19 protein-coding genes and 2 tRNA genes are annotated in these 21,790 nt (G+C 72.9%); 9 read left to right on the top strand and 12 right to left on the bottom strand.

Translation table 11 applies throughout. From position 1 onward, the window contains the following. Position 1: 1 nt before the first annotated feature. Positions 2-78 (bottom strand) — tRNA-Ile (locus ACMXGY_RS13060). Between the two features lie 68 nt (positions 79-146). On the opposite strand from ACMXGY_RS13060, the gene ACMXGY_RS13065 reads away from it, so the two are divergent. The 3 genes from ACMXGY_RS13065 to ACMXGY_RS13075 all read left to right on the top strand — a co-directional run bounded on the left by ACMXGY_RS13065 (position 147) and on the right by ACMXGY_RS13075 (position 2,378). Further along, positions 147-662: a hypothetical protein gene (locus ACMXGY_RS13065; protein WP_483773423.1), complete on the top strand. Its 516-nt coding sequence runs from the start codon at positions 147-149 to the stop codon at positions 660-662. A 55-nt stretch (positions 663-717) separates the two neighbouring features. After that, positions 718-790 (top strand) — tRNA-Asn (locus tag ACMXGY_RS13070). Positions 791-908: 118 nt separating this feature from the next. Further along, positions 909-2,378, top strand: coding sequence for an MDR family MFS transporter (locus ACMXGY_RS13075; RefSeq protein ID WP_483773424.1), 1,470 nt, complete (start codon positions 909-911; stop codon positions 2,376-2,378). Positions 2,379-2,381: 3 nt separating this feature from the next. On the opposite strand, the gene dnaG is transcribed toward ACMXGY_RS13075, so the two are convergent. Both dnaG and ACMXGY_RS13085 read right to left on the bottom strand, forming a co-directional pair. Next, positions 2,382-4,340, bottom strand: coding sequence for a DNA primase (gene dnaG / locus ACMXGY_RS13080; RefSeq protein WP_483773425.1), 1,959 nt, complete (start codon positions 4,338-4,340; stop codon positions 2,382-2,384). A gap of 10 nt (positions 4,341-4,350) precedes the next feature. Beyond that, positions 4,351-5,265, bottom strand: a complete 915-nt coding sequence (locus tag ACMXGY_RS13085; protein WP_483773426.1) for a helix-turn-helix domain-containing protein — start codon at positions 5,263-5,265, stop codon at positions 4,351-4,353. Positions 5,266-5,354: 89 nt separating this feature from the next. Between ACMXGY_RS13085 and ACMXGY_RS13090 the strand changes: the two genes are divergently transcribed. Beyond that, complete coding sequence (locus tag ACMXGY_RS13090) at positions 5,355-5,813, top strand: VOC family protein (RefSeq protein ID WP_483773427.1); 459 nt, start codon at positions 5,355-5,357, stop codon at positions 5,811-5,813. A gap of 30 nt (positions 5,814-5,843) precedes the next feature. On the opposite strand, the gene ACMXGY_RS13095 is transcribed toward ACMXGY_RS13090, so the two are convergent. Further along, a complete protein-coding gene (locus tag ACMXGY_RS13095; RefSeq protein ID WP_483776862.1) occupies positions 5,844-7,136 on the bottom strand; it encodes a deoxyguanosinetriphosphate triphosphohydrolase in 1,293 nt (430 codons plus the stop codon). 63 nt (positions 7,137-7,199) lie between these two features. After that, positions 7,200-7,829, bottom strand: a complete 630-nt coding sequence (locus tag ACMXGY_RS13100) for an RBBP9/YdeN family alpha/beta hydrolase (RefSeq protein ID WP_483773428.1) — start codon at positions 7,827-7,829, stop codon at positions 7,200-7,202. 61 nt (positions 7,830-7,890) lie between these two features. Between ACMXGY_RS13100 and ACMXGY_RS13105 the strand changes: the two genes are divergently transcribed. Then, positions 7,891-8,118 (top strand): MerR family transcriptional regulator, encoded by a 228-nt coding sequence (locus tag ACMXGY_RS13105; RefSeq protein WP_483773429.1) that lies wholly within the window; start codon positions 7,891-7,893, stop codon positions 8,116-8,118. Between the two features lie 13 nt (positions 8,119-8,131). Here the strand turns inward: ACMXGY_RS13105 and ACMXGY_RS13110 are convergent, their stop codons facing one another. Then, entirely contained in the window at positions 8,132-8,881 is a 750-nt protein-coding gene (locus ACMXGY_RS13110; RefSeq protein ID WP_483773430.1) for a metallophosphoesterase family protein, read from the bottom strand. A gap of 79 nt (positions 8,882-8,960) precedes the next feature. Between ACMXGY_RS13110 and ACMXGY_RS13115 the strand changes: the two genes are divergently transcribed. Next, positions 8,961-9,392 (top strand): hypothetical protein, encoded by a 432-nt coding sequence (locus ACMXGY_RS13115; RefSeq protein WP_483773431.1) that lies wholly within the window; start codon positions 8,961-8,963, stop codon positions 9,390-9,392. A 6-nt stretch (positions 9,393-9,398) separates the two neighbouring features. Here ACMXGY_RS13115 and ACMXGY_RS13120 read toward each other — a convergent pair whose 3' ends face one another. The 4 genes from ACMXGY_RS13120 to ACMXGY_RS13135 all read right to left on the bottom strand — a co-directional run bounded on the left by ACMXGY_RS13120 (position 9,399) and on the right by ACMXGY_RS13135 (position 15,205). After that, positions 9,399-11,237, bottom strand: a complete 1,839-nt coding sequence (locus tag ACMXGY_RS13120) for a glycoside hydrolase family 13 protein (protein WP_483773432.1) — start codon at positions 11,235-11,237, stop codon at positions 9,399-9,401. 5 nt (positions 11,238-11,242) lie between these two features. Continuing rightward, complete coding sequence (locus tag ACMXGY_RS13125) at positions 11,243-12,160, bottom strand: sugar ABC transporter permease (RefSeq protein ID WP_483773433.1); 918 nt, start codon at positions 12,158-12,160, stop codon at positions 11,243-11,245. After that, positions 12,160-13,803 carry an ABC transporter permease subunit gene (locus tag ACMXGY_RS13130; RefSeq protein ID WP_483773434.1) on the bottom strand — a complete coding sequence of 548 codons (1,644 nt, stop codon included), beginning with the start codon at positions 13,801-13,803 and terminating at the stop codon, positions 12,160-12,162. The genes ACMXGY_RS13125 and ACMXGY_RS13130 overlap by 1 nt, the downstream gene beginning before the upstream one ends. 169 nt (positions 13,804-13,972) lie before the next feature. Further along, positions 13,973-15,205, bottom strand: coding sequence for a sugar ABC transporter substrate-binding protein (locus ACMXGY_RS13135; RefSeq protein ID WP_483773435.1), 1,233 nt, complete (start codon positions 15,203-15,205; stop codon positions 13,973-13,975). Between the two features lie 264 nt (positions 15,206-15,469). On the opposite strand from ACMXGY_RS13135, the gene ACMXGY_RS13140 reads away from it, so the two are divergent. After that, on the top strand, positions 15,470-16,537 hold the full coding sequence (locus ACMXGY_RS13140) for a LacI family DNA-binding transcriptional regulator (protein ID WP_483773436.1): 1,068 nt from the start codon (positions 15,470-15,472) through the stop codon (positions 16,535-16,537). A 172-nt stretch (positions 16,538-16,709) separates the two neighbouring features. Then, entirely contained in the window at positions 16,710-18,545 is a 1,836-nt protein-coding gene (locus ACMXGY_RS13145) for a glycoside hydrolase family 13 protein (RefSeq protein ID WP_483773437.1), read from the top strand. 104 nt (positions 18,546-18,649) lie between these two features. Here the strand turns inward: ACMXGY_RS13145 and dusB are convergent, their stop codons facing one another. Further along, entirely contained in the window at positions 18,650-19,882 is a 1,233-nt protein-coding gene (gene dusB / locus ACMXGY_RS13150) for a tRNA dihydrouridine synthase DusB (protein ID WP_483773438.1), read from the bottom strand. 116 nt (positions 19,883-19,998) lie between these two features. Here dusB and ACMXGY_RS13155 point away from each other — a divergent pair, with 116 nt between their 5' ends. Further along, complete coding sequence (locus tag ACMXGY_RS13155; protein ID WP_144425673.1) at positions 19,999-20,157, top strand: hypothetical protein; 159 nt, start codon at positions 19,999-20,001, stop codon at positions 20,155-20,157. Between the two features lie 123 nt (positions 20,158-20,280). On the opposite strand, the gene ACMXGY_RS13160 is transcribed toward ACMXGY_RS13155, so the two are convergent. Continuing rightward, positions 20,281-21,678: a glycine--tRNA ligase gene (locus tag ACMXGY_RS13160; RefSeq protein WP_483773439.1), complete on the bottom strand. Its 1,398-nt coding sequence runs from the start codon at positions 21,676-21,678 to the stop codon at positions 20,281-20,283. Positions 21,679-21,790 lie beyond the last annotated feature (112 nt).

Below are 21,790 nucleotides of genomic sequence, written 5' to 3' on the forward strand. Positions count from 1 at the left end.
CTGGTGCCCCGTGCAGGACTTGAACCCGCGACCGAGAGATTATGAGTCTCCTGCTCTGACCAGCTGAGCTAACGGGGCGCGCGGTGAGCATATCGCCACCATGTTCCACGCCCGGCGTGCACGTGCCGAGCCGCTACGGTGGGGACGTGCCCTGGTTCCGTCGCCCAGCCCTCCCCGACGCGGTCCGACGTGCGCTCGACGTGCCGGCCGACGACCGCATCCTCGCGTCCGCCGAGCTCGTCGACGGCTCGTGGGCGGTCGCGACGCGCGCGGCGCTCGTGACGAGCGACGCCACGGGCGGCGCGGTCTCTCGCCGCCCGTGGTCCGACGTCGACCGCGCGTCGTACGCGCCCGAGACAGGCACGATCACAGTCCGGTGGGTCGACGGTGCCCCGGCGCTGACCCTGCCCCTCGCCGACGCCCGGCGCACGTCGCTCGCCCAGACCCTGCGCGAGCGCGTGCAGTCGTCCGTGGTCCTGGCCGAGACCGTGACGTTCACCGCAGGGCGCACGGCGCGGGTCGCGGTCCGTCGTGACGCCACGGGCGGCCTCTTCTCGCAGGTCGTCGCGGACCCCGGGGTGGACCTGACGGATCCCGAGGTGACGGCCCGGGTCGACGCCGCCGAGGAGCGGGTGCGATCGGCGTCCGGACTACCCCTCTGAGCCTGCTAGAGTTTTCCCCGGTCGCCACGGTGAACGCCGTGACAGCCATGATCGATCCCGCGTAGCTCAGCTGGCAGAGCATCCGACTGTTAATCGGACGGTCGTAGGTTCAAGTCCTACCGCGGGAGCCCTCAGACCGAGCCCCTGGTCCTGCGACAGCAGGTCAGGGGCTTCGTCGTCTCCCGCTTCGCGCGACGGGCGCGACGATCGGGAATACCGGACCGTTGCCCGGGGCTTTCACCGTGCGTGACCACGACGTCCACGGCCGGGATCGGTCTGCGCTCCGAGCGCGGCCCGGTGCTCCTCGCGCTCATGCTGTCGACCGCGCTCGTCGCGCTCGACGCGACGATCATCGCGACGGCGTCCGCGACGATCGCCCGCCAGCTCGGCGGGTTCGAGCAGCTCCCCTGGCTCTTCTCCAGCTATCTGCTCGCGCAGGCCGTCGGGACGCCGGTGTTCGGCCGGCTCGCGGACGTGCTCGGGCGCAAGCGCCTCATGCTGGCAGGTGTCGGGCTGTTCTTCCTGGGGTCGGTGCTGTGCGGGGCGGCGTGGTCGATGCCGGCGCTCGTCGCCGGGCGGGTGCTGCAGGGGCTCGGCGCCGGCGCCGTGATGCCGGTCTCGCAGACGATCGCCGCGGACATCTACACGCTCGAGGAGCGCGCGAAGGCGCAGGGCTACCTCGCGTCGGTGTGGGCGATCTCGTCGGTCGTGGGACCGACGCTCGGGGGCGTGTTCTCGGAGTTCGTGAGCTGGCGCTGGATCTTCTTCGTCAACGTGCCGCTGTGCGCGGTCGCCGTCTGGATGCTGGTGCGCCGCTACCACGAGACGCCGCGCGAGGGTGCCCGCGAGCCGATCGACTACCGGGGCGCCGCCCTGCTCACGGCCGGCAGCACGCTGCTCCTGCTCGGGCTGCTCGAGGGCGGCTCCACCTGGGCATGGGACTCGCCTGCGTCGATCGCGATCCTCTCCTCCGCCGTCGTTCTCCTCGGCGTCTTCGCGCTCCATGGCCGCCGGACGACGTACCCCGTCGTCGACCTGACGATCCTGCGGCGGCGCGTCGTCGGCGTCTCGACGGCGGTCTCGCTCCTCGTCGGGGTGATCGTGCTCGCGCTGTCCAGCTACGTCCCGATCTACGCCCAGGGCGTCCTCGGCGTCGGACCGCTCGTGGCCGGGTTCGCGCTCGCGGCCATGACGGTCGGGTGGCCCATCTCGGCGTCCAACGCCGGGCGGCTGTACCTGCGCATCGGCTTCCGCCTCACCGCGGTGCTGGGGTCCGTGCTCGTCCTCGTGGGCACGGCTCTCATGCTCCTGCTGGGCGCGACGTCGTCCGTCGTCGCCGTGGCGGCGACGTGCTTCGTCGTCGGGGTCGGTATGGGGCTGACGGCCGTCCCCACGCTCATCGCCGCGCAGTCGTCGGCGGCCTTCACCGAGCGCGGTGCGGTCACGGGGACGAACATGTTCGCGCGGTCCCTCGGCTCCGCGGTGGGCGTCGCGGTGTGCGGCGCGATCGTCAACGCGAGCACCACCCTCGGGCCCGACGGCACGCCGTCCGGGCCCGGTCTCATGACGGCGATCCACGTCGTGTTCCTCGTGCTGACCGTGAGCGCCGCCGCGCTCGTCGTGCTGGCGGCGCTCATGCCGGCCGACCGGCAGGCCGCCCGAGAGCGACGGGTGGCAGTGGCAGACGCGGCGGCACAGCCCGTGAGCACGGACTGAGGATCAGGCGATCTCGCCCTCGCGCAGGGTGCGGCGCTCGGCCTCGAGGGCGAGCAGGGCGGCGAACGCCGCCTGGTAGGCGGGCAGGTCGCCCGCGGGATCGAGGCGCTGCAGGCGGCTCTTCGCGTCGGCGATCCGCCGGGTGAGGCCCAGGTCGACGAGGCCGCGCACGACGCCCGCGACATATCCGGCGACGACGTTCTCCCGGTCCTCGGGCAGCGGCGCGACCGCGAGCTCGGTCACCAGCCCGCGCACGGGCTCGGCCGCCTGTTCGACGACTGCCTCGACCCAGTGCCCGTCACCGAGGACCTTGCCCTCGCTCACTCCCCCGGCGGCCCGGACCGCGGCGTGCACGGCTCGCCACGCGGGGACTGCGAACGCGTCCTCGCCGAGCTCGTCGAACACCGCAGGCACGAAGCGCGGGTACTGGAGCACCGCGACGAGGGCGAGACGCTCGCGCCGCGCGACCGGGTCGCGGGGGTCGGGCGCGGGGAGCGCGGGCTCGGTGGGGACCGACCCGGGCGACGCGTCGACGCTCCCCTGACGGACGTCGCCGGGCCGCGACGTGCGCACCGGACCGGGCGCACCCCGCTTCGCCGCGGCCGCGACCTCTCGACGGACGCGCTCGGCGTCCATGCCGATCCAGCCGGCGAGCATCCGGGCGTACTCGGGACGCAGGGCGGCGTCGCGGATGCCTGCGACGACCGGCGCGGCGGCTCGGAGCGCCCCGACGCGGCCCTCCGCGGTGTCGAGGTCGAACGTCGCGAGCGTCGTGCGGATGACGAACTCGAACAAGGGCTGCCGACCGTCGACGAGCGCGCGGACGCCCTCCGGCCCGCGTGCCATGCGCAGCTCGCACGGGTCCATGCCGCTCGGTTCGACGGCGACGAACGTCTGCGCGTAGAAGCGCTGGTCCTCGCCGAACGCGCGCACCGCGGCCTTCTGGCCCGCCGCGTCGCCGTCGAACGTGAAGACGACCTCGCCCCCGACGGACGCGCCCGACGCGAGCTGCATTCCGCCGCCCGCGGTCGTGTCGCCGAGGAGCCTGCGCACGATGCGGGCGTGGTCGGAGCCGAACGCCGTCCCGCACGTCGCGACGGCGGTCGTCACCCCCGACAGGTGGGCCGCCATGACGTCCGTGTACCCCTCGACCACGACGACGCGCTTCTGCTTCGCGATCTCGCGCTTGGCGAGGTCGATGCCGTAGAGCACGTGCGACTTCTTGTAGAGCACCGTCTCCGGGGTGTTGAGGTACTTCGGGCCTTGGTCCTCGTCGTAGAGGCGGCGTGCGCCGAACCCGACGATCTCGCCCGTCACGTCGCGGATGGGCCACACGAGGCGGCCGCGGAACCGGTCGTAGATGCCGCGCTGGCCCTGGCTCATGAGCCCCGAGGCGATCAGCTCGGCCTGCGTGAAGCCCCGCCCCTGGAGGTGCCGCTGGAGGTTGTCCCAGCCGGTGGGCGCGTAGCCGACGCCGAAGTGCTCCGCGTCGGCGCGCTCGAAGCTGCGCTCGGCGAGGAACGTCCGCGCGGCGGCCGCACCGGGGCCGACGAGCTGCTCGGAGAAGTACTGCGCCGCGACGCGGTGCGCCTCGAGCAGCCGCTGGCGCTTCCCGGGCTCCTCGCGCTGCCGCGGGCCTCCTCCGCCCGAGCCCGACTCCTCGTAGCGGAGCTGGATGCCCACGCGGTCGGCGAGGTACTCGACGGCCTCGGTGAACGTGAGGCCATCGATCTTCTGCACGAACGAGATGACGTCGCCGCCCTCGCCGCACCCGAAGCAGTGCCAGCGCCCGACGCCCGGGCGCACGTGGAACGACGGGGAGCGCTCGTCGTGGAAGGGGCACAGGCCCTTGAGCGATCCGACGCCCGCCGACTTGAGGGTGACGTGCGCCGAGACGATCTCGTCGATCCGCGCGCGGTCGCGGACGGCGTCCACGTCCTCGCGTCGGATCAGGCCAGCCACGACAGCGAGTCTATGCGCCCACGGAGGGTCCGGCGGGCGCCCCGTGGACGACGCCCGACGCGGCGCACCGGCGTGCGTAGGCGGCCGGGGTCGTCCCGGTGGCACGCGCGAAGTCGGTCCCGAGGTGCGCCTGGTCGTAGTACCCGACGGCGGTCGCGAGGGCCGCGAGGTCCTGCTCCGGGTCCGCCGCGATCAGGTCGGCCGCGAGATGGACCCGGTGGCGTTGCAGCACCCACTTGGGGCTCACGCCGACGTAGGCCGCGAAGAGCCGCTGGAGCGAACGCGTCGACGTGGCCGCGGCGTCGGCCAGCGTGCCCACGCCCGCCCCGGGCCCGACGTCGCCGCTCACGAGCGTGGCGAAGACCGTCGCGATCCGGTCGAGGTCGCGGGCCGTGCGCTCCGTGCGCGCCCGCGCCGCGCGGGCACGCAGCAGCGGCTCGACGAGCGCGGCGGCCTCCTCGTCGTCTCCCCCCGCCGCGAGGGCGACGGCGGTCGCGCCGGTGCGCTCCGCCGTCGGGCCGAGGAAGTCCCCGGCCGGGACACGGACGCCCCGCCGCACGGCGTCCGGGCGTCCGAGGAGCACGCGGAACGCGCCCGGGCGCAGCTTGGTCCCGACGACGGCGCCCGAGCCGGTCAGCGTGCGCTCGAAGAGCCCGGGCGGGACGCCGTGCGCGACGTACCCCGACTCCTCGGCCACGACGTTCGCCACGGGGTGCGGCACGAGCACCTGGGTGAACGACTCCCCGGGCGCCAGGCCCCAGCGCACGACCCAGTGCCGCTCGACGAGGTCGGCGAGGTCGGGCGCAGGCTCGATGCGGACAAGCTCGAACCCTCGCCGCGCGGCGGCGGGGTCGACGAGACCGCGCACGGACGTCGTCGGGCGACGACGCACGACGTCGTCCGCAGGCCGGCTCGGTTCGAACACGTGTCGCATTCCTCCAAGACTGGCACGGCCGACCGACACGAGCATGGTGTCGCGGGCACGGGCCCGCCACGCGAGATCGAGGAGGAACCATGGAGATGTCGGCACTGCACCCCAACGTCACGGTGAGCGGCGCGCGCGAGGCGATCGCGTTCTACGAGGCCGCGCTCGGCGCGGAGGTCGTCGACACCATCACGGCGGGCGACGTCGTGATCCACTCGGACCTGCGGCTCCGCTCGGCCGCGGGGGTGTCGACCTTCACCGTCGCCGAGGCGTTCCCGCCGGACTCGGTCGCCCCCGTGCCAGGAGCGCCGACGCACGCGTCGTTCACCGTCCCGGTCGACGACACCGACGCGGCGTACGCCCGCGCGACCGCCGCGGGCGCGTCGAGCATCACGGAACCGTCCGACTGGTTCGACGGGTTCCGCCAGGCCGCCGTGCGCGACCCGTTCGGGCACCGCTGGTTCTTCACGACGGTCGACCCCTCGGTGACCGCCGAGGACGTCCAGCGTGCGAGCGACGCGTGGATGAGCGAGCGCACGGACGCCTGAGCGCGGTGGCGCACGCGAGCGCTCAGAGGCTCAGGCCGGCGGGCGTACCAGGCGCGCGTGGACCTGCATCGCGGAGACGTCCGTGAGCGAGGCGACCTGGTCGACGACGACGCGCAGCCGCGCGGCGTCGTCGGCCGCGGCCTCCCAGTCGGCCGCGAACGACGGCTCGAGCGCGATCGGCGCCCGCTCGGACAGGACGTGCACGAGGTCGGCGATCACCTCGCGCTGCCGCTGGTAGAGCGGCTCCTGCTCGCGCGGCGCCATGACGTACGCGACGGCGACGCCCTTGAGCACGAGGATCTCGGCGACCGTCTCGTCCGGCACGACGAGCCGCGCGGCGTACCGCGTGAGCGGCCCGTCGCCGTAGAGGGAACGCGTCGCGTCCTGCGCCGCGCCGGTGAACCGGCCGATGAGCTGGCTCGTCGCGTCCTTGAGCGCCGCCAGCGCGCGGCGCGACCCGTCGAACCCGGCGACGAGGTGGCCGGTCGACTGGAGCCGGGTGATCGCCGCGTCGAGAGCGGCCTCGTCGTAGGCGGTGCCGTACCACGAGCGGACGGCGCGCACGACGCGGGCGCGCTCGTCGGCGTCGTCGAGCACGGCGAGCTCGATCCGGCCGCCGACGATCGCGTCCTCGACGTCGTGCACGGAGTAGGAGACGTCGTCGGCGAGGTCCATGACCTGCGCCTCGAGACACTTGACCTGGGACGGCGCGCCCGCGCGCAGCCAGTCGAACACCGGGCGGTCGTCCTCGTACACGCCGAACTTGTGCGTCGGTCGCCCGTCCGCGCGCAGCGGGGCCTCCCCCGCGCCCCACGGGTACTTCACGCTCGCGTCGAGGCTCGCGCGCGTGAGGTTGAGCCCGTACGAGCGCCCCTCGGAGTCGACCACCTTCGGGTCGAGGCGCGTGAGCAGGCGCAAGGTCTGGGCGTTGCCCTCGAACCCGCCGATGTCCACCGCGAGGTCGGCGAGCGCCCGCTCGCCGTTGTGGCCGAACGGCGGGTGGCCGAGGTCGTGCGCGAGGCACGCGGTGTCGACGATGTCCGGATCGCACCCGAGCGCCTTGCCGATCTCGCGCCCCACCTGGGCGACCTCGAGCGTGTGCGTCAGGCGCGTGCGCACGAAGTCGTCGCTGCCCGGCCCGAGCACCTGCGTCTTGGCGCCGAGGCGCCGCAGCGCGGAGGAGTGCACGATGCGCGCGCGGTCGCGCTCGAACGGCGTGCGCGCCTTCGACTTGGGGGACTCGACGAACCACCGCTCCGTGTCGGCGTCCGAGTACGACGCCGTGCCCTCCTCGCCGCGCGCGGGGCGCGGCCCGGACCCCACGACCGCGGGGTCGAACGCCTCCTGCTCGAACGTCTGCACCCGGTCAGCGTAGCGACCGCCGTCTCACGCGACGGGACGCGCGCTCCTCCTGCTCGGCACACCGCCCAGCACCACGTCGCGGACCACCGGCAGGCTCGTCGCACCGTCGGACGCGATGAAGTGCCCTGCGCCCGGAACGGTGACCACGTCGGCCCGGAGGCGCCGTGCGAGGTCGTCCGACGCCGCAGGAGGGACGATCTGGTCGTCGTCGGACCGCACGACGACCCGGGTCGCGATCTGCGAGGCGATCCGTTCGGCGTCCACGTCGTCGGCGAGGTACTCGACGAGCGACGGCAGCGACGCGAGCTGGCCGGCGAAGCCCGAGACGAGCACGAGACCGCCGAGGGACCACGGCCGCGCGAGCCCCGCGAGGACGCGCAGCGCCGTGATGCTCCCCAGGGAGTGGGCCACGACCCACGTCCGCTCGTCGGGAGCCCCGAGCGCGTCCCCCACCGTCGCCTCCCATGCTGCGGCGACGGGAGCGTCCGGTTCCGGCAGGCGCACGACCTCGGTCGCGACGCCCTCGGCGCCGAGCTCGTCGGCGAGCCAGCGGAACCAGTGGTCGTCAGGCGTGGCACCGAAGCCGGGCACGACGAGGACGCGCTCGGGATCGAAACGGGAATGGACCGGCCCGGTCGGCGTTGTCTGTGTCATGCCACGACCGTAGAGGGTCACGTCGGCGTGAGGGTCAAGACGAGGCGACACGAGGAGAGCCGTGCTGATCGGGGAGCTCTCGCAGCGGACGGGGGTCAGCCGTCGCGCGCTGCGCTGCTACGCGGACGCCCGCCGAAACCTGCCCTGCGCGCGGGGCACGGAGCCCTGGCTCGAGATGTGTCCCGCGCTGCGGTCGCGTCTCCTCGAGCGCGCCGCCGAGCTCGAGGCCCGGGAGGCGGCGCTCGCGCGGCAGCGCGCGGCGCTCACCGCCCGTCTCACCGGCGCCTGATCCCGGTCGCGGGTCAGGCGATGTCGGCGAGGCCCCGGTAGACGCCGGTGCGCAGCTCGCCCGCCCACGCGTCGGCCTGCGGCATGGCGAGGTCGTACGCGACGGCGATCTCCGCGTCGACGTCGTACGGGACGCGCACGTGCTGGAGCGAGAACGGCGCCGGCTCGGGCGAGCCCGGCACGCCCTCGAGGATCGCGTAGACCGGCGTGGGCTCGTCGAGCGGGTTGCCGACGCTGCCGACGTTGAACAGGGTCCGGCCCCGGTAGGTCTCGACGTAGGCGTCGTGGACGTCGCCGTACCCGACGACGGTCGGCTCCGGCCCCGGGCCGGTGAGGTCGGTCGTCACGAACATGCCCGCGAACTCCTCGGGCGTGTGGTGGAAGTGCACCTTGGTGTGCACGGACCGGGCCGAGGCGTGGAAGAGGCGCACACGTCGCCCGCTGAGCAGCAGGTCGTGGCTCAGCGGGAGGGTCGCGAACCACGCACGCTGGTCCTCGCGCAGCTCACCACGCCACCACACGTGCTCGGGCAGCCCGTCGTCGGATATGCCGGGCAGGAAGTCCTCCCAGTTTCCCCGGACGTTCACCGCGCACACGTCGCGACAACGGTCGACGACCGCCCGCCCGCGCGGACCCTTGCCGACCATGTCGCCGAGGTTGACGAACGTCGTCACGCCCCGGGCACGGGCGTCGGCGACGACGGCCTCGAACGCGGACAGGTTGCCGTGGACGTCCGAGAGGATCGCGAGTCGCTCGACGGTCACGGCGCGATCCTGCCACACGGCCCACGGAACGCGCCGCGGCGGACGGCGAACGACGCGACGCGGGCGTAGCCTCGCGGCCATGGGTGCAGCGCACGCGCTCGAGCTGCGGGTCGTCACCACCGACGGCCTGGTCGAGGTCGTGCCGTACGTCGACGGACGATCCCTCGTCGAGCTCGTCGGGCGGTTCGAGTCGGCGTGCGGCTACTCCCCCGCAGGCGCCTACGGCGGCCTCGTGCCCGAGTTCTTCCGCTACGGCGACGCTGCGCACCAGTGGTACGGACGCGGACGGGTACCGTCCGGCGGTCGGGCGTGGGTGCTCGCGTGCGACTGTCACGAGGCGGGGTGCTGGCCGTTCGAGGTGACCGTCGACGCCGGCGCGTCGACCGTCACCTGGCGCGACCCGACCCAGCCGTTCCGGCCGGAGTGGGACTACGCGGGGCTCGGGCCCTTCACGTTCGACCGCGCCCAGTACGACGAGGCGGTGCGCACGGTCGCGCACCTCTTCGCCTGAGCACGCTCAGCCCAGACGCCAGACCCCGACGGCCGGTCCGTCGCCTGCGAGCCGCCATGCGCCGTCGCGCCGGGCGAGGTCCAGGGTGCCGTGCAGCCGCTCGACCTCGGGCCCCCCGACGAGCGCGGGGTGCAGCGTGACGCCGTCCCAGGGCGCTCGCGCGAGTGCTACGAGCACGCGCTCGGTCGGCGTCTCACGCAGGTACACCAGGGCGTCGTCGTCGACGTGGACCCAGCGCAGGCCGCCGTGCCGGAGGGCGTCCGAGCCGCGGCGCACGGCGATCAGCGCGCGGTACAGGTCGAACGTGGCGCCGTCCCAGCGGCCCCCGCCCGCGGCGTCGTCCCACGGCATCGTCGCGCGCCCGTGCTCGCCGTTGAGGCCCGTGAGCCCCACCTCGTCGCCCGCGAACACGACCGGCGTGCCCGGGTAGGTGAGCAGCAGCGTCGCCGCGACCTCGACCATCTCCCGCGAGCCGACGATCGACCGCAGGCGCGGGGTGTCGTGCGAGCCGAGCATGTTCCACTGCGACGCCGTGACGCGCCACGGCAGCACGGCGTCGAACTCGCGCATCGTCGCGACGACGTCGCGGCCGCCGCGCCGCGGCGTGCGCACCGGCAGCCCGAGGTACGGGACCGCCGAGTCCGCCGGCGACAGCCACGTCCAGGCCGGGCGCGTGAAGGCGGAGTAGTTCATGTTCGCGTGCCAGCCGTCGCCGGCGAGGTCGCCCGAGGCGTCGTGGAAGTGCTCCGCGACGAGCGCCGCCTCCGGGTTGATGCCCTGCATCGTGGAGCGCAGGCGGCGCGCGACCTCGTGCGTGCGGTCCTCCGCACCGAAGCGGCCGGTCATGTTCGCGACGTCGATGCGCCAGCCGTCGAGCCCGAACGGCTCGCCCAGGTAGCGCCCGACGACGGATCCCGGTCCGTCGATCATGCGCGCACCGAGCTCGGCCGAGCCGTAGGACAGCTTGGGCAGCGACGCGTGCTCGAGCCAGCCCACGTAGCCGGGCTCGGAGTCGGTCCAGTAGTAGAAGTCACGTTCCGGCGCGCCCGGGTCCGCGAGCGCCCGGGCGAACCACTCGTGCCCGGCGCCCGTGTGGTTGGTCGTGAGGTCGCCCATGACGCGCAGCCCGCGCGCGTGCGCGGCCCGGACCAGCGACGCGTAGGCCTCGTCGCCCCCGAGCAGCGGGTCGACGTGGTCGAACGTGCTCGCGTCGTAGCGGTGGTTGGAGCGGCCGGGGAACACGGGCGTCGTGTAGAGCGTCGTGACGCCGAGCTCGACGAGGTGGTCGAGCCGCTCCTCGATCCCGGCGAGGTCGCCGCCGTAGTACTGCGTCCCGACGTCGGGTCCCGAGCCGTGCGGCTCGTCCTCCCACGCGGCGGGGACGGCCCACTCGGGCAGGGGACGCCCGTCGGCAGAGGCGGACCGCGCGAACCGGTCCGGGAAGACCTGGTAGACGACGCCGTCGCGCATCCACGCGGGCGCACCCTCGTGGACGGTGAGGCGGAAGTCCGCGGCGTCGGGGACGTCGCGGTCCCGGGTGCCCTGCCCGTTGAGCCAGCGGTAGCCGCGCGGCCCCGCGTCGAGGAAGAAGCGGTAGCTCGTCACCGGGTTGTGCACGAGCACGTCGGCGACGTACCAGTCCTCGTGCTCGCCCGAGCGGTCGAGCCGCGCGGGCGAGAGGCGGGGCTCGCCGTCGCGCACCGTGCGCAGCCACACGTCGCGCACCCCGGCGGCGTGCGGGACCCGCACGCGGACCGGGACCGTGTCCCCGAGGGAGGGCACACCCTCGGGGACGTACAGCGCCGAGCCGTCGTGGTGGGCGCCGGGCGTGGCGAGGTCGTGCAAGGAGGTCAGCCCTTCACCGAGCCGGCGGTCAGGCCGCCGACGATGTACTTCTGCAGGTAGAGGAACAGCGCGAGGACGGGCAGCGCGGTGATGACCGCGCCTGCCGTGAACAGGCCCCAGTTCGCCTCCTTGAGCGAGGACACCCACCCGTAGAGGCCCACCGCGAGCGTCCAGTTGCTCTCCGACGTGAGCACGATGCGCGCGATGATGAACTCGCCGAACGTGCTGATGAACGAGAGCAGCGCGACCACCGCGAGGATCGGCGCGACGAGGCGCAGGATGATCGTCCAGTAGATCTGGCTGTGCGTGGCGCCGTCGATCTTGGCGGCCTCGTCGAGCTCGCGCGGGACGGTGTTGAAGAACCCGTACATGAGGAACGTGTTCACGCCGAGGGCACCGCCCAGGTACACCGCGATGAGCGCGATCTTGCTGTTCAGCCCGAGCACGGGAACGACGTTCCCCAGCCCGAGGAGCAGGAGGAAGATCGCGACGAACGCGAGCATCTGCGGGAACATCTGCACGATGAGCAGCGACGTGAGGCCCGCGCGGCGCCCCGCGAAGCGGAACCGGGAGAACGCGTACGCCGCCGCGGCGCCCATGAGGACCGTCCCGACCGACGTCGCGACCGCGATGACGAGCGTGTTGGCCATCCACGTCCAGAACATCGTCGTGCCGAGCTCGGCGTAGTTCGTGGTGCTCACCTCGGCGAACAGCTCGTTCGAGCCGGTGAGCGTGCCGTTCTCGGACAGCGAGGCCGACAGGACGTACACGAGGGGGAACGCCGCGTAGACGACCGCGATGACACCGACGACGTGGCGCCAGCCCAGCTCGGAGAACCAGCGGCCCGGCTTCATGCGGTGCCGCGACGCGGCGGGGCCCGTCGCCGGGGCGTCGACGACCAGGGAGGTGTGCGTGGTCGCCATCAGCTGATCTCCTCGAACTTGCGGGTGCTGCGGAACGCGATCGCGGAGATCGTCCCCACGATCAGGAAGATGACGATCGAGAGCGCGCTGGCGAGGCCGAAGTCCTTCGCGGCCGAGCCGTCGACGCCGGAGATCGAGTACACCATCGAGATGAGGATGTCCGTGTGCCCCAGCGGCACCGACGCGTCGGCGAACCGTGGCCCGCCCCCGGTGAGCATGTAGATGAGCGTGAAGTTGTTGAAGTTGAAGGCGAACGACGAGATGAGCAGCGGCGCCGTCGCGATGAGCAGCAGCGGCAGCGTGATCGCGCGCCACGTGCGCCAGCGCCCCGCGCCGTCGATCTTCGCCGCCTCCATGACGTCGCCCGGCAGCGACTGCAGGGCGCCGGTGCAGATGAGGAACATGTAGGGGAAGCCGAGCCAGAGGTTCACGCCCAGGACCGCGAGCTTCGCGAGCCACGGGTCGGTGAGCCACGGGATCTCCGCGCCACCCAGCAGGACGTCGTTGACGAAGCCGAAGCGCGTGTTGAGCAGACCGGACCACAGCAGCGCCGCGAGGAACCCCGGGATCGCGTACGGCAGGATCATCAGCGTCCGGTAGACCTTGCGCCCGCGCATGCGCGTGTCGTTGAAGACGATCGCGAGGAACAGGCCGAGCAGGAACGTCGAGGCGACCGAGACCACGGCGAAGACGACCGTCCACAGCAGGATCTTCACGAACGGCTCGGCGTAGCGGGAGTCGGTGAAGGCCGTGACGAAGTTGTCGAAGCCGACCGGTACCCGCCAGCCGACGGCGAGGGTCTCGCCCGTGGGGGCCTCGAGCTGCCCCTCGTCGTTCGGGGTGTACGTCTGCCCGGTCGTCGTGTCCGTCATCGTGTCCGTCGCTGCGTCCCACTCGAGCGCGGACGTGTAGACGTAGCCGGTGCGGGCGTCCGTCGTGCGGATCGACCCGTCCTCCGGGTCGTCGGAGACGGGCACGCGGAGGTCGGTCACCTCGCCCTGCCGCTGGAGCACCTGGTCGCGGGGCAGGACCTCGAAGCCCGGGACCGCCGTCGCGCGCCCCTCCTCGACGGTCGCGTCGGCAGCGACCTCGAGCGGGCGGTCGGCCGTCCCGACCTCGACGTCGCCGTCCTCGGTGACGACCGCGAACCCGAGCGCGTCACCGTCGGTGACGACGGTCAGCGCGGACGACGGCGAGCCCTCGACACGTCGCTCGTTCTGGATGAGCAGCGCGTCCACCGCCTGCTCCTTGGTGCCGTTGTGCCCGGTGCCGTAGTTCGTGAAGGCGACGTAGCCGGTGTAGCCGACGACGAAGATCTGGTAGACGAGCAGGAAGACCAGGCCGGGGAGGATGTACTTCAGGGGCAGCGCGCGCTTCGAGAAGTAGACCCAGTTCGCCGCGGCGAGCATCGCGACCGAGGCGGCCAGGATGCCGTAGGACCCCTCGGTCCACGCGGACCAGACCACGTAGACGCCGAGCGCGTCGACGACGGCCATGAGCACGAGCTTGACGAAGAAGCCTGGCCCGTAGTCGCGCGCGTGCGAGGAGTCCGCTGCGCGCAGCCGCCCCTCGCGCCGCGGTGCGGGGCCGCCGGCTCCGGTGGTGCCGACGCCTGCGTCGGCTGTGGTCTGAGGGCCGGACATCGTGGTGCCTCCGGGGTCGTCGGACGCGGCTCGTCCCGCGTCTCGGTACTACGTCGTGGCCCGCTACGGGCCGTGGGGTGGCGACGCGCCGTCGCGGTGCGCAGGAGACCCTGCGCACCGCGACAGCGGTCGGCCGCCGGGACCGGCCTGGACGGCCGGGTCGGCTGGGTCAGCCGTCGATCGCACCCTGGATGTCGGCGATCATCTTGTCCCAGGTGGCGACGGGGTCCGCACCGCTGACGATCGCGGCCTCGGTGACGCCCCAGAAGCTCCACACGGACGCCATCTCGGGGATCGAGGGCATCGGCACGGCCTCGGCGCCGACGGCGCGGAAGCCCGCGACGATCGGGTCACCCTCGGCGGCCGTGTCGGCCGCGGCGGTGAGCGCCGGGGGCCGGTTGCCCGCCTCGTACAGCGCGAGCTGCGCGTCCTCGGTCGAGAGGAAGTTCACGAGGAAGTCGTTCGCGACGATCGCGTTCTCGCTCTCGGCGCTGAGGTAGAAGCCCTGGACGCCGACGAACGGCTGCGCCGCCTGGCCACCCGCCGAGGGGATCGGGTCGATGGAGAGGTCGAGCCCCTCGAAGGACTCGATCATCCACGGGCCGCCGACGATGAACGGCGACTGGCCGTTCTTGAACGCCTCGACGGCGATGTCGTACGTCGTGTCCTGGCGGAGCACGCCCGCCGCGCCCTGCGCGCCGAGCCACTGCGCGTACGCCTGGCCCTCGGGGCCGCCCATCGCGAGCTCGGACGTGTAGCTGCCGTCCTCGTTCTGCGTGAAGACGGGGGCGCCGAACGACGTCTGGAACGGGTAGTGGGTGTACGGGTCACCCTTGTCGTTGTCCGACTGCACGAGGATCGGGAACTGCGTCCCGGCGGCCTGGCCGGCGGCGACCGCCTCGTCCCACGTCGCGGGGGCGGTCGGCGCGAGCGCCGTGTTGCGGATGAGCGCGATGTTCTCGATCGCGTAGGGCAGGCCGTAGACCTGGCCGTCCTGCGTGAACGCCTGGATCGAGACCTCCTCGAACTCGGCAGCCTTGTCGCCGAGCTCGAGCGGGGCGACGACGCCGTTCGTCGTCAGCTCGCCGAGCCAGTCGTGCGCGCCGACGGTGATGTCGGGGCCCTCGCCGGTCGGGACCTGGGCCAGGAAGTCGGCCCGGATGTCCTCGAAGTTCTTGAGGACGACCTCGACGGCGGTGCCGGTCTCGGTCTCGAAGGACTCGGCTGCCGCGGTCACGGCGTCCTGACGGGTCTCGTCGACCCAGACGGTGAGCGAGCCGCTCGCGGAGGTGTCCTCGGCGCTCGGCTCGTCGGTGGTCTCGTCGCCCGAGCCGCCGGACGAGCAGGCGGCCAGCGCCAGCGTCGTGGTCAGCGCGGCGGCGAGAAGGATGCTCCGTCGCATCAGTGGTCACTCCCAGCATGTTGCAGTGCGATGGCGGCCCCTGCCGGCTCGCACCGACCGTGGCCCTGATGCGAGGACCGTAGAACGCGGGGTGGCACCGGTGCAAGTCGTTGCGGTAACTTTCATGCAACGCTTTGCAGGGCGCCGTCCGGCGCCCGCCCGCCTCCACCGGTCGACGACCCGTCGGGCTCCGCACCCGGAGCCGACGGCCCACCGACCGGACGACCAGGACGAGGAGGTCCGGTGTCCCCTACGCTTCCCCATGTGCGCACCCGTCTCAGCGATCTCGCCGCCCAGGCCGGCGTCTCCACCGCGACGGTCTCGCGCGTCCTCAACGGGAAGCCCGGCGTCGCGAGCGAGACCCGCCAGGCGGTGCTCGCCGCGCTCGACGTGCTCGGCTACGAGCGCCCGTCGACGCTGCGCACCCGTTCGGCCGGCCTCGTCGGCCTCGTCGTGCCCGAGCTGACCAACCCCGTCTTCCCGGCGTTCGCCCAGACGATCGAGTCGCTGCTCTCCGAGCACGGGTACACCCCGCTGCTCTGCACGCAGTCCCCCGGCGGCACCACCGAGGACGACTACGTCGACATGCTCATGGACCACACGGTCGACGGGATCGTCTTCGTGTCCGGGCTCCATGCCGACACCCAGGCGAGCCACGAGCGCTACGAGCGCCTGCGCAGCCGCGGTATCCCGATCGTCCTGGTCAACGGCTTCGCCGACGGCATCGACGCACCGTTCGTGTCGACCGACGACGTCGCGAGCATCGAGCTCTCCGTGCGCCACCTCGTCTCGCTCGGCCACCGAACCGTCGGTCTCGCGATCGGCCCGGACCGCTTCGTCCCCGCGCAGCGCAAGCACGCGAGCTTTGCCGAGTCGCTCGTGCGGCACGGCCTCGCGGCCGACGCGGCCGAGGCTGGCGAGCACGTCGTCGTCACGCTGTACTCCGTCGAGGGCGGCCAGGCCGCGGGCGGCGAGCTCATCGACTCCGGGCACACCGCGATCGTGTGCGGCTCCGACCTCATGGCCCTCGGCGCGATCCGGGCCGCGCGCTCGCGAGGCCTGCGGGTGCCCGACGACGTCTCGGTGGTCGGGTACGACGACTCGCCCCTCATCGCGTTCACCGACCCGCCGCTGACCACGGTGCGCCAGCCCGTCAGCGCGATGGCGCACGCAGCGGTCAGCGCGCTGCTCACCGAGATCGCCGGCGAGCGCGCGCCCCGCACCGAGCTGCTCTTCCAGCCCGAGCTCATCGTGCGGGACTCCACGGGAGCCGCTCCCGCACGGTCTGCCGCGAACCTCGCGACCTCGGCTCCGGGCGCCTCGACCGACTGACCCGGTCGCCCGGGCCCACCCCCGGGGCGATCCCCACAGCCCGCGCGGCCGTGCGCCGGGCTTCTGGAGCCCCCACCGCAAGCGCTTACACTCGATCGCGGGGTCGACGCGCCACTCTCGACAGACCACCCTGAAACCCGACGAACACACTCACGTGAGGACCGACAGCTCGATGACTCGTATCGATTCGACGCCGACCACCACCGTCACGGCGCCGGCACCCCTGGCTGCCGGCGCGCTCGTCCACGCCGGACCTGGCGAGGCGCCCGAGTGGTGGCGCGACGCGGTCATCTACCAGGTCTACCCGCGCTCCTTCGCGGACGGCGACGGCGACGGGATCGGCGACCTCCCCGGCGTCACCTCGAAGCTCGACCACCTCGCCGAGCTCGGGATCGACGCGGTGTGGCTGAGCCCGTTCTACCGCTCGCCGCAGAAGGACGCGGGCTACGACGTCGCCGACTACCGCGACGTCGACCCGCTGTTCGGCACGCTGGCCGACTTCGACGAGCTGCTGGCGCAGGCCCACGCGCGCGGCATCCGCGTGATCGTCGACCTCGTGCCGAACCACACGTCCGACCAGCACGCGTGGTTCCAGGCGGCGCTCGCGGCGCCGGAGGGCTCGGCGGAGCGCGCGCGCTTCATGTTCCGCGAGGGTGAGGGCGAGCACGGCGAGCTCCCGCCGAACAACTGGCAGTCGATCTTCGGTGGCCCGGCGTGGACGCGCGTCACGGCCGGGCCGGGCGCACGGCCCGTCACCGGCGCCGACGGCGAGACCCCGGGCCAGTGGTACCTCCACCTCTTCGACTCCACCCAGCCCGACCTCGACTGGACCAACCCCGAGGTGCGCGAGGAGTTCGAGCAGGTGCTGCGCTTCTGGCTCGACAAGGGCGTGGACGGGTTCCGCGTCGACGTCGCGCACGGCATGGTCAAGGCCGACGGCCTGCCCGACTGGGACGGGACCGTGTCGATGGTCGAGGGCACCGAGGGGGGCGAGCCGGAGGAGGGCGTCGACCCCGGCGCTCCGGAGGACGGCTCGACCGGTGCCGGGAACTCGGGCCCCATGTTCGACCAGGACGGCGTGCACGAGATCTACCGCGCGTGGCACCGCGTGCTCGCCGAGTACGACGGCGACCGCGCCCTCGTCGCCGAGGCGTGGGTCGAGCCGCTGTCGCGCCTCGCGCGCTACGTGCGCCCGGACGAGATGCACCAGGCGTTCAACTTCTCCTTCCTCACCACCGCGTGGTCCGCGGCACCGCTGCGCACCGTGATCGCCGCGTCGCTGCACGCGAACGACGAGGTCGGCGCGCCCACGACCTGGGTCCTGTCCAACCACGACGTCGTGCGCCACGCGTCGCGGCTCGGGCTGGCCGAGCCGGGCCTGCGCCCGAACGGGATCTTCGCGCACGACCCGCAGCCCGACGAGGAGCTCGGCCTGCGCCGCGCCCGCGCCGCGTCGGTGCTCATGCTGGGCCTGCCCGGGTCCTCCTACCTCTACCAGGGCGAAGAGCTGGGCCTGCCCGAGCACACCGCCCTGCCCGACGACGTCCGCGAGGACCCCGCGTTCTTCCGGACCGGCGGCGCCGAGGCCGGTCGCGACGGGTGCCGCATCCCGCTCCCCTGGCAGGCGGGCGCGCCCGGCAACGGGTTCGGCCCGACGGGCAAGACGTGGCTCCCGCAGCCCGAGGCCTACGCGCGCTACGCCGCCGACGTGCAGCGCGGTGTCGAGGGGTCGACGTACGAGACCTACCGCACCGCCCTCGCGACCCGCCGTGCCGAGCGCCTCGGCTCCGGCACGCTCGCGTGGGTCGAGGAGTATGCCGGGTCGGCCGACGTGATCGCGTTCCGCAACCGCGACGTCGTCGTGCTCGCCAACCTCGGCGCCGAGCCGGTCGTGCTGCCGCACGGGGCCGAGGTGCTCGTCGCGTCCGGTCCGGTCCTCACCGACCGTTCCGCCGACCCGCAGGTGCGGGTCCCCTCGGACACGACCGTCTGGCTCCGCGCGGTCTGACGCGCTGCGCCGTCCCGACGAGAACGGCCGGGGTCCCGGAAGGGGCCCCGGCCGTCGTCGTCCGACGGTCTCGGCTCGCCGTCGGCTCCGGCTTCGTGGACTGCTCAGCCGCCCGAGACGCTCAGCTCCGCCTCGCGCAGACGCGCGGAGTGCTCGGCGTCGAGCTCGCGCGAGTCGAGCCAGCCGTAGGGCAGGTGCGGCGTCTTGGGCGACCCTGCTCGCCCGCGCTGACCCTCGGCGGCCTCGCCCGGGTAGGGCGCGTCGAGGTCGAGGTCGTCGAGCAGCTCGCGCAGTTCCGCGAGGGTCGAGACCATGGCGAGCGAGCGCCGCGCGTCCCCGCCCACCGCGTAGCCCTTGAGGTACCACGCCATGTGCTTGCGCAGGTCGCGCATGCCCTTGCCCTCGTCGCCGTCGAAGTAGTCGATCATCAGCTCGCCGTGGCGGTAGATCGTGTCGGCCACCTCGCGCAGCCCCGGGCGCACGCGCTCGGGTCGGCCTGCGAACGCCGCCGCGAGGTCCGCGAACAGCCACGGGCGCCCCTGGCACCCCCGGCCGACGACGACGCCGTCGCACCCCGTCTCGCGGACCATGCGCACGGCGTCCTCGGCGGACCAGATGTCGCCGTTGCCGAGCACCGGGACGCTCGTGACCGCCTCCTTGAGGCGGGCGATCGCCGTCCAGTCCGCCGTCCCGGAGTAGTGCTCGGCGGCCGTGCGTGCATGCAGTGCGACGGCGGCGACGCCGAGGCCCTCGGCGATCCGGCCGGCCTCGAGGTAGGTGAGGTGGTCGTCGTCGATGCCCTTGCGCATCTTGACCGTGACGGGCACGCCGTAGGGGCGCGCGGCCTCGACGGCCTCGCGCACGATGGACGTGAAGAGGTCTCGCTTCCAGGGCAGCGCCGCTCCCCCGCCCCGGCGCGTCACCTTGGGCACCGGGCAGCCGAAGTTGAGGTCGACGTGGTCCGCCCGGTCCTCGGCGACGATGATCCGCACGGCCTCGCGCACGGTCGCCGGGTCGACGCCGTACACCTGCGCCGACCTCGGGACCTCGTCCGCGCCGAAGGTCACGATGCGCAGCGCCTCGGTGTTGCGCTCGACGAGCGCGCGGCTCGTGACCATCTCGGCGACGTAGAGGCCCGGGTGCTGCCCGCCGCTGGCACCGGCCTCGCGGCACAGCGTGCGGAACGCCCGGTTCGTCACGCCTGCCATGGGGGCGAGCACCACGGGGGTGTCGACGACGAGGGGGCCGATGCGCAGCGGGGCGAGGATCGGCTCGGGGGCGGTGCCGGTGGAGGCGTCCGTGCTGAGAGCGGTGGCTGGAGCGGTCACGCGCTCCATTGTCCCATCCGGTCGGCGACCGGGCGTGAGAGCCGGTTCGGCGAGCGAGAGACGGCTACCCGTGCCAAGGTGGAGAGGTCCGGCAATCCAGGCCGGACACGGACGAAAGGGACGACATGCCTCTCTGGCTCATCCTGGTCATCGTCGGCGCCGTGCTCCTCATCCTCGGCGTCGCCATCGAGGCCGCGAAGGTTCTCATCTGGATCGGCATCATCGTGCTGGTCGTGAGCCTCGTGATCGGCCTGCTCAACCGGGCGAAGGGCGCGGCCCGCTAGCGGAGCCGCAGGGGGCGAGCGCGTCCCGACACGACGCGACAGAGGGGCGGGACCACACGGTCCCGCCCCTCTCCTGTGCCGTGTGCCACTCCCCGCGAAGGGGGCCGGCCGGCGCGCGGTGGGTCAGGCGCCCAGCAGGTGCCCGGCCAGGTACTCGGTGACCTTGTCGAGCGAGACGCGCTCCTGGGCCATCGAGTCGCGGTGCCGGATCGTCACGGCCTGGTCGTCGAGCGTGTCGAAGTCCACCGTGATGCAGAACGGCGTGCCGATCTCGTCCTGACGGCGGTAACGGCGGCCGATCGCCCCGGCGTCGTCGAAGTCGACGTTCCAGTACTTGCGCAGCTCCGTCGCGAGGTCCTTCGCCTTGGGCGAGAGCTGCTCGTTGCGGCTGAGCGGGAGGACGGCGGCCTTGACCGGAGCGAGGCGGTGGTCGAGGCGCAGGACGGTGCGCTTGTCGACGCCACCCTTCGCGTTGGGCGCCTCGTCCTCGGTGTAGGCCTCGACGAGGAACGCCATGAGCGAGCGCGTCAGACCGGCGGCCGGCTCGATGACGTACGGGACCCACCGCTCGTTCTTCGTCTGGTCGAAGTACGACAGGTCCTTGCCGGAGTGCTCCGCGTGGGTCTTGAGGTCGAAGTCGGTGCGGTTCGCGATGCCCTCGAGCTCGCCCCACTCCGAGCCCTGGAAGCCGAAGCGGTACTCGATGTCGACCGTTCGGGTCGAGTAGTGCGAGAGCTTCTCCTGCGGGTGCTCGAAGAGGCGCAGGTTGTCGCGCGAGATGCCGAGGTCGACGTACCAGTCGGTGCGCGTGTCGATCCAGTACTGGTGCCACTCGGCGTCGGTGCCGGGCTCGACGAAGAACTCCATCTCCATCTGCTCGAACTCGCGCGTGCGGAAGATGAAGTTTCCGGGCGTGATCTCGTTGCGGAACGACTTGCCGATCTGCCCGATGCCGAACGGCGGCTTCTTGCGGCTCGCGCCCATGACGTTGGCGAAGTTCACGAAGATGCCCTGTGCCGTCTCGGGGCGCAGGTAGTGCAGCCCGGACTCGTCCTCGACGGGGCCGAGGTACGTCTTGAGCATCATGTTGAAGTCGCGCGGCTCGGTCCACTGCCCACGCGTGCCGCAGTTGGGGCACGCGATCTCGGCGAGGCCGCCCTCGGGCGCGCGGCCCTTCTTCTCCTCGAACTCCTCGATCATCTGGTCCTCGCGGAACCGCTTGTGGCAGTGGAGGCACTCGGTGAGCGGGTCGGTGAAGACGCCGACGTGACCGGAGGCGACCCAGACCTGGCGCGGCAGGATGACGGACGAGTCGAGCCCGACGACGTCGTCGCGGCTCGTGACCGTCGCGCGCCACCACTGCTTCTTGATGTTCTCCTTGAGCTCGGTGCCGAGCGGCCCGTAGTCCCAGGCGGATCGGGTACCGCCGTAGATCTCGCCCGAGGGGAAGACGAACCCGCGCCGCTTGGCGAGGGACACGACGGCGTCGAGACGGGCGGTGGGTGAGGGCGCTGCGGCCACGGTCATCACTCCTTGCTACGGCCCGCACGTGGCTCGTGGGGGCTGGACGGGTGGTCGGCGCCCGCACGGGCGCCGACCGACCAGCGTACCCGGCCGTGACCGGCCTCACCGG

This window comes from Cellulosimicrobium sp. G4 BAM 1002 (assembly GCF_057126935.1).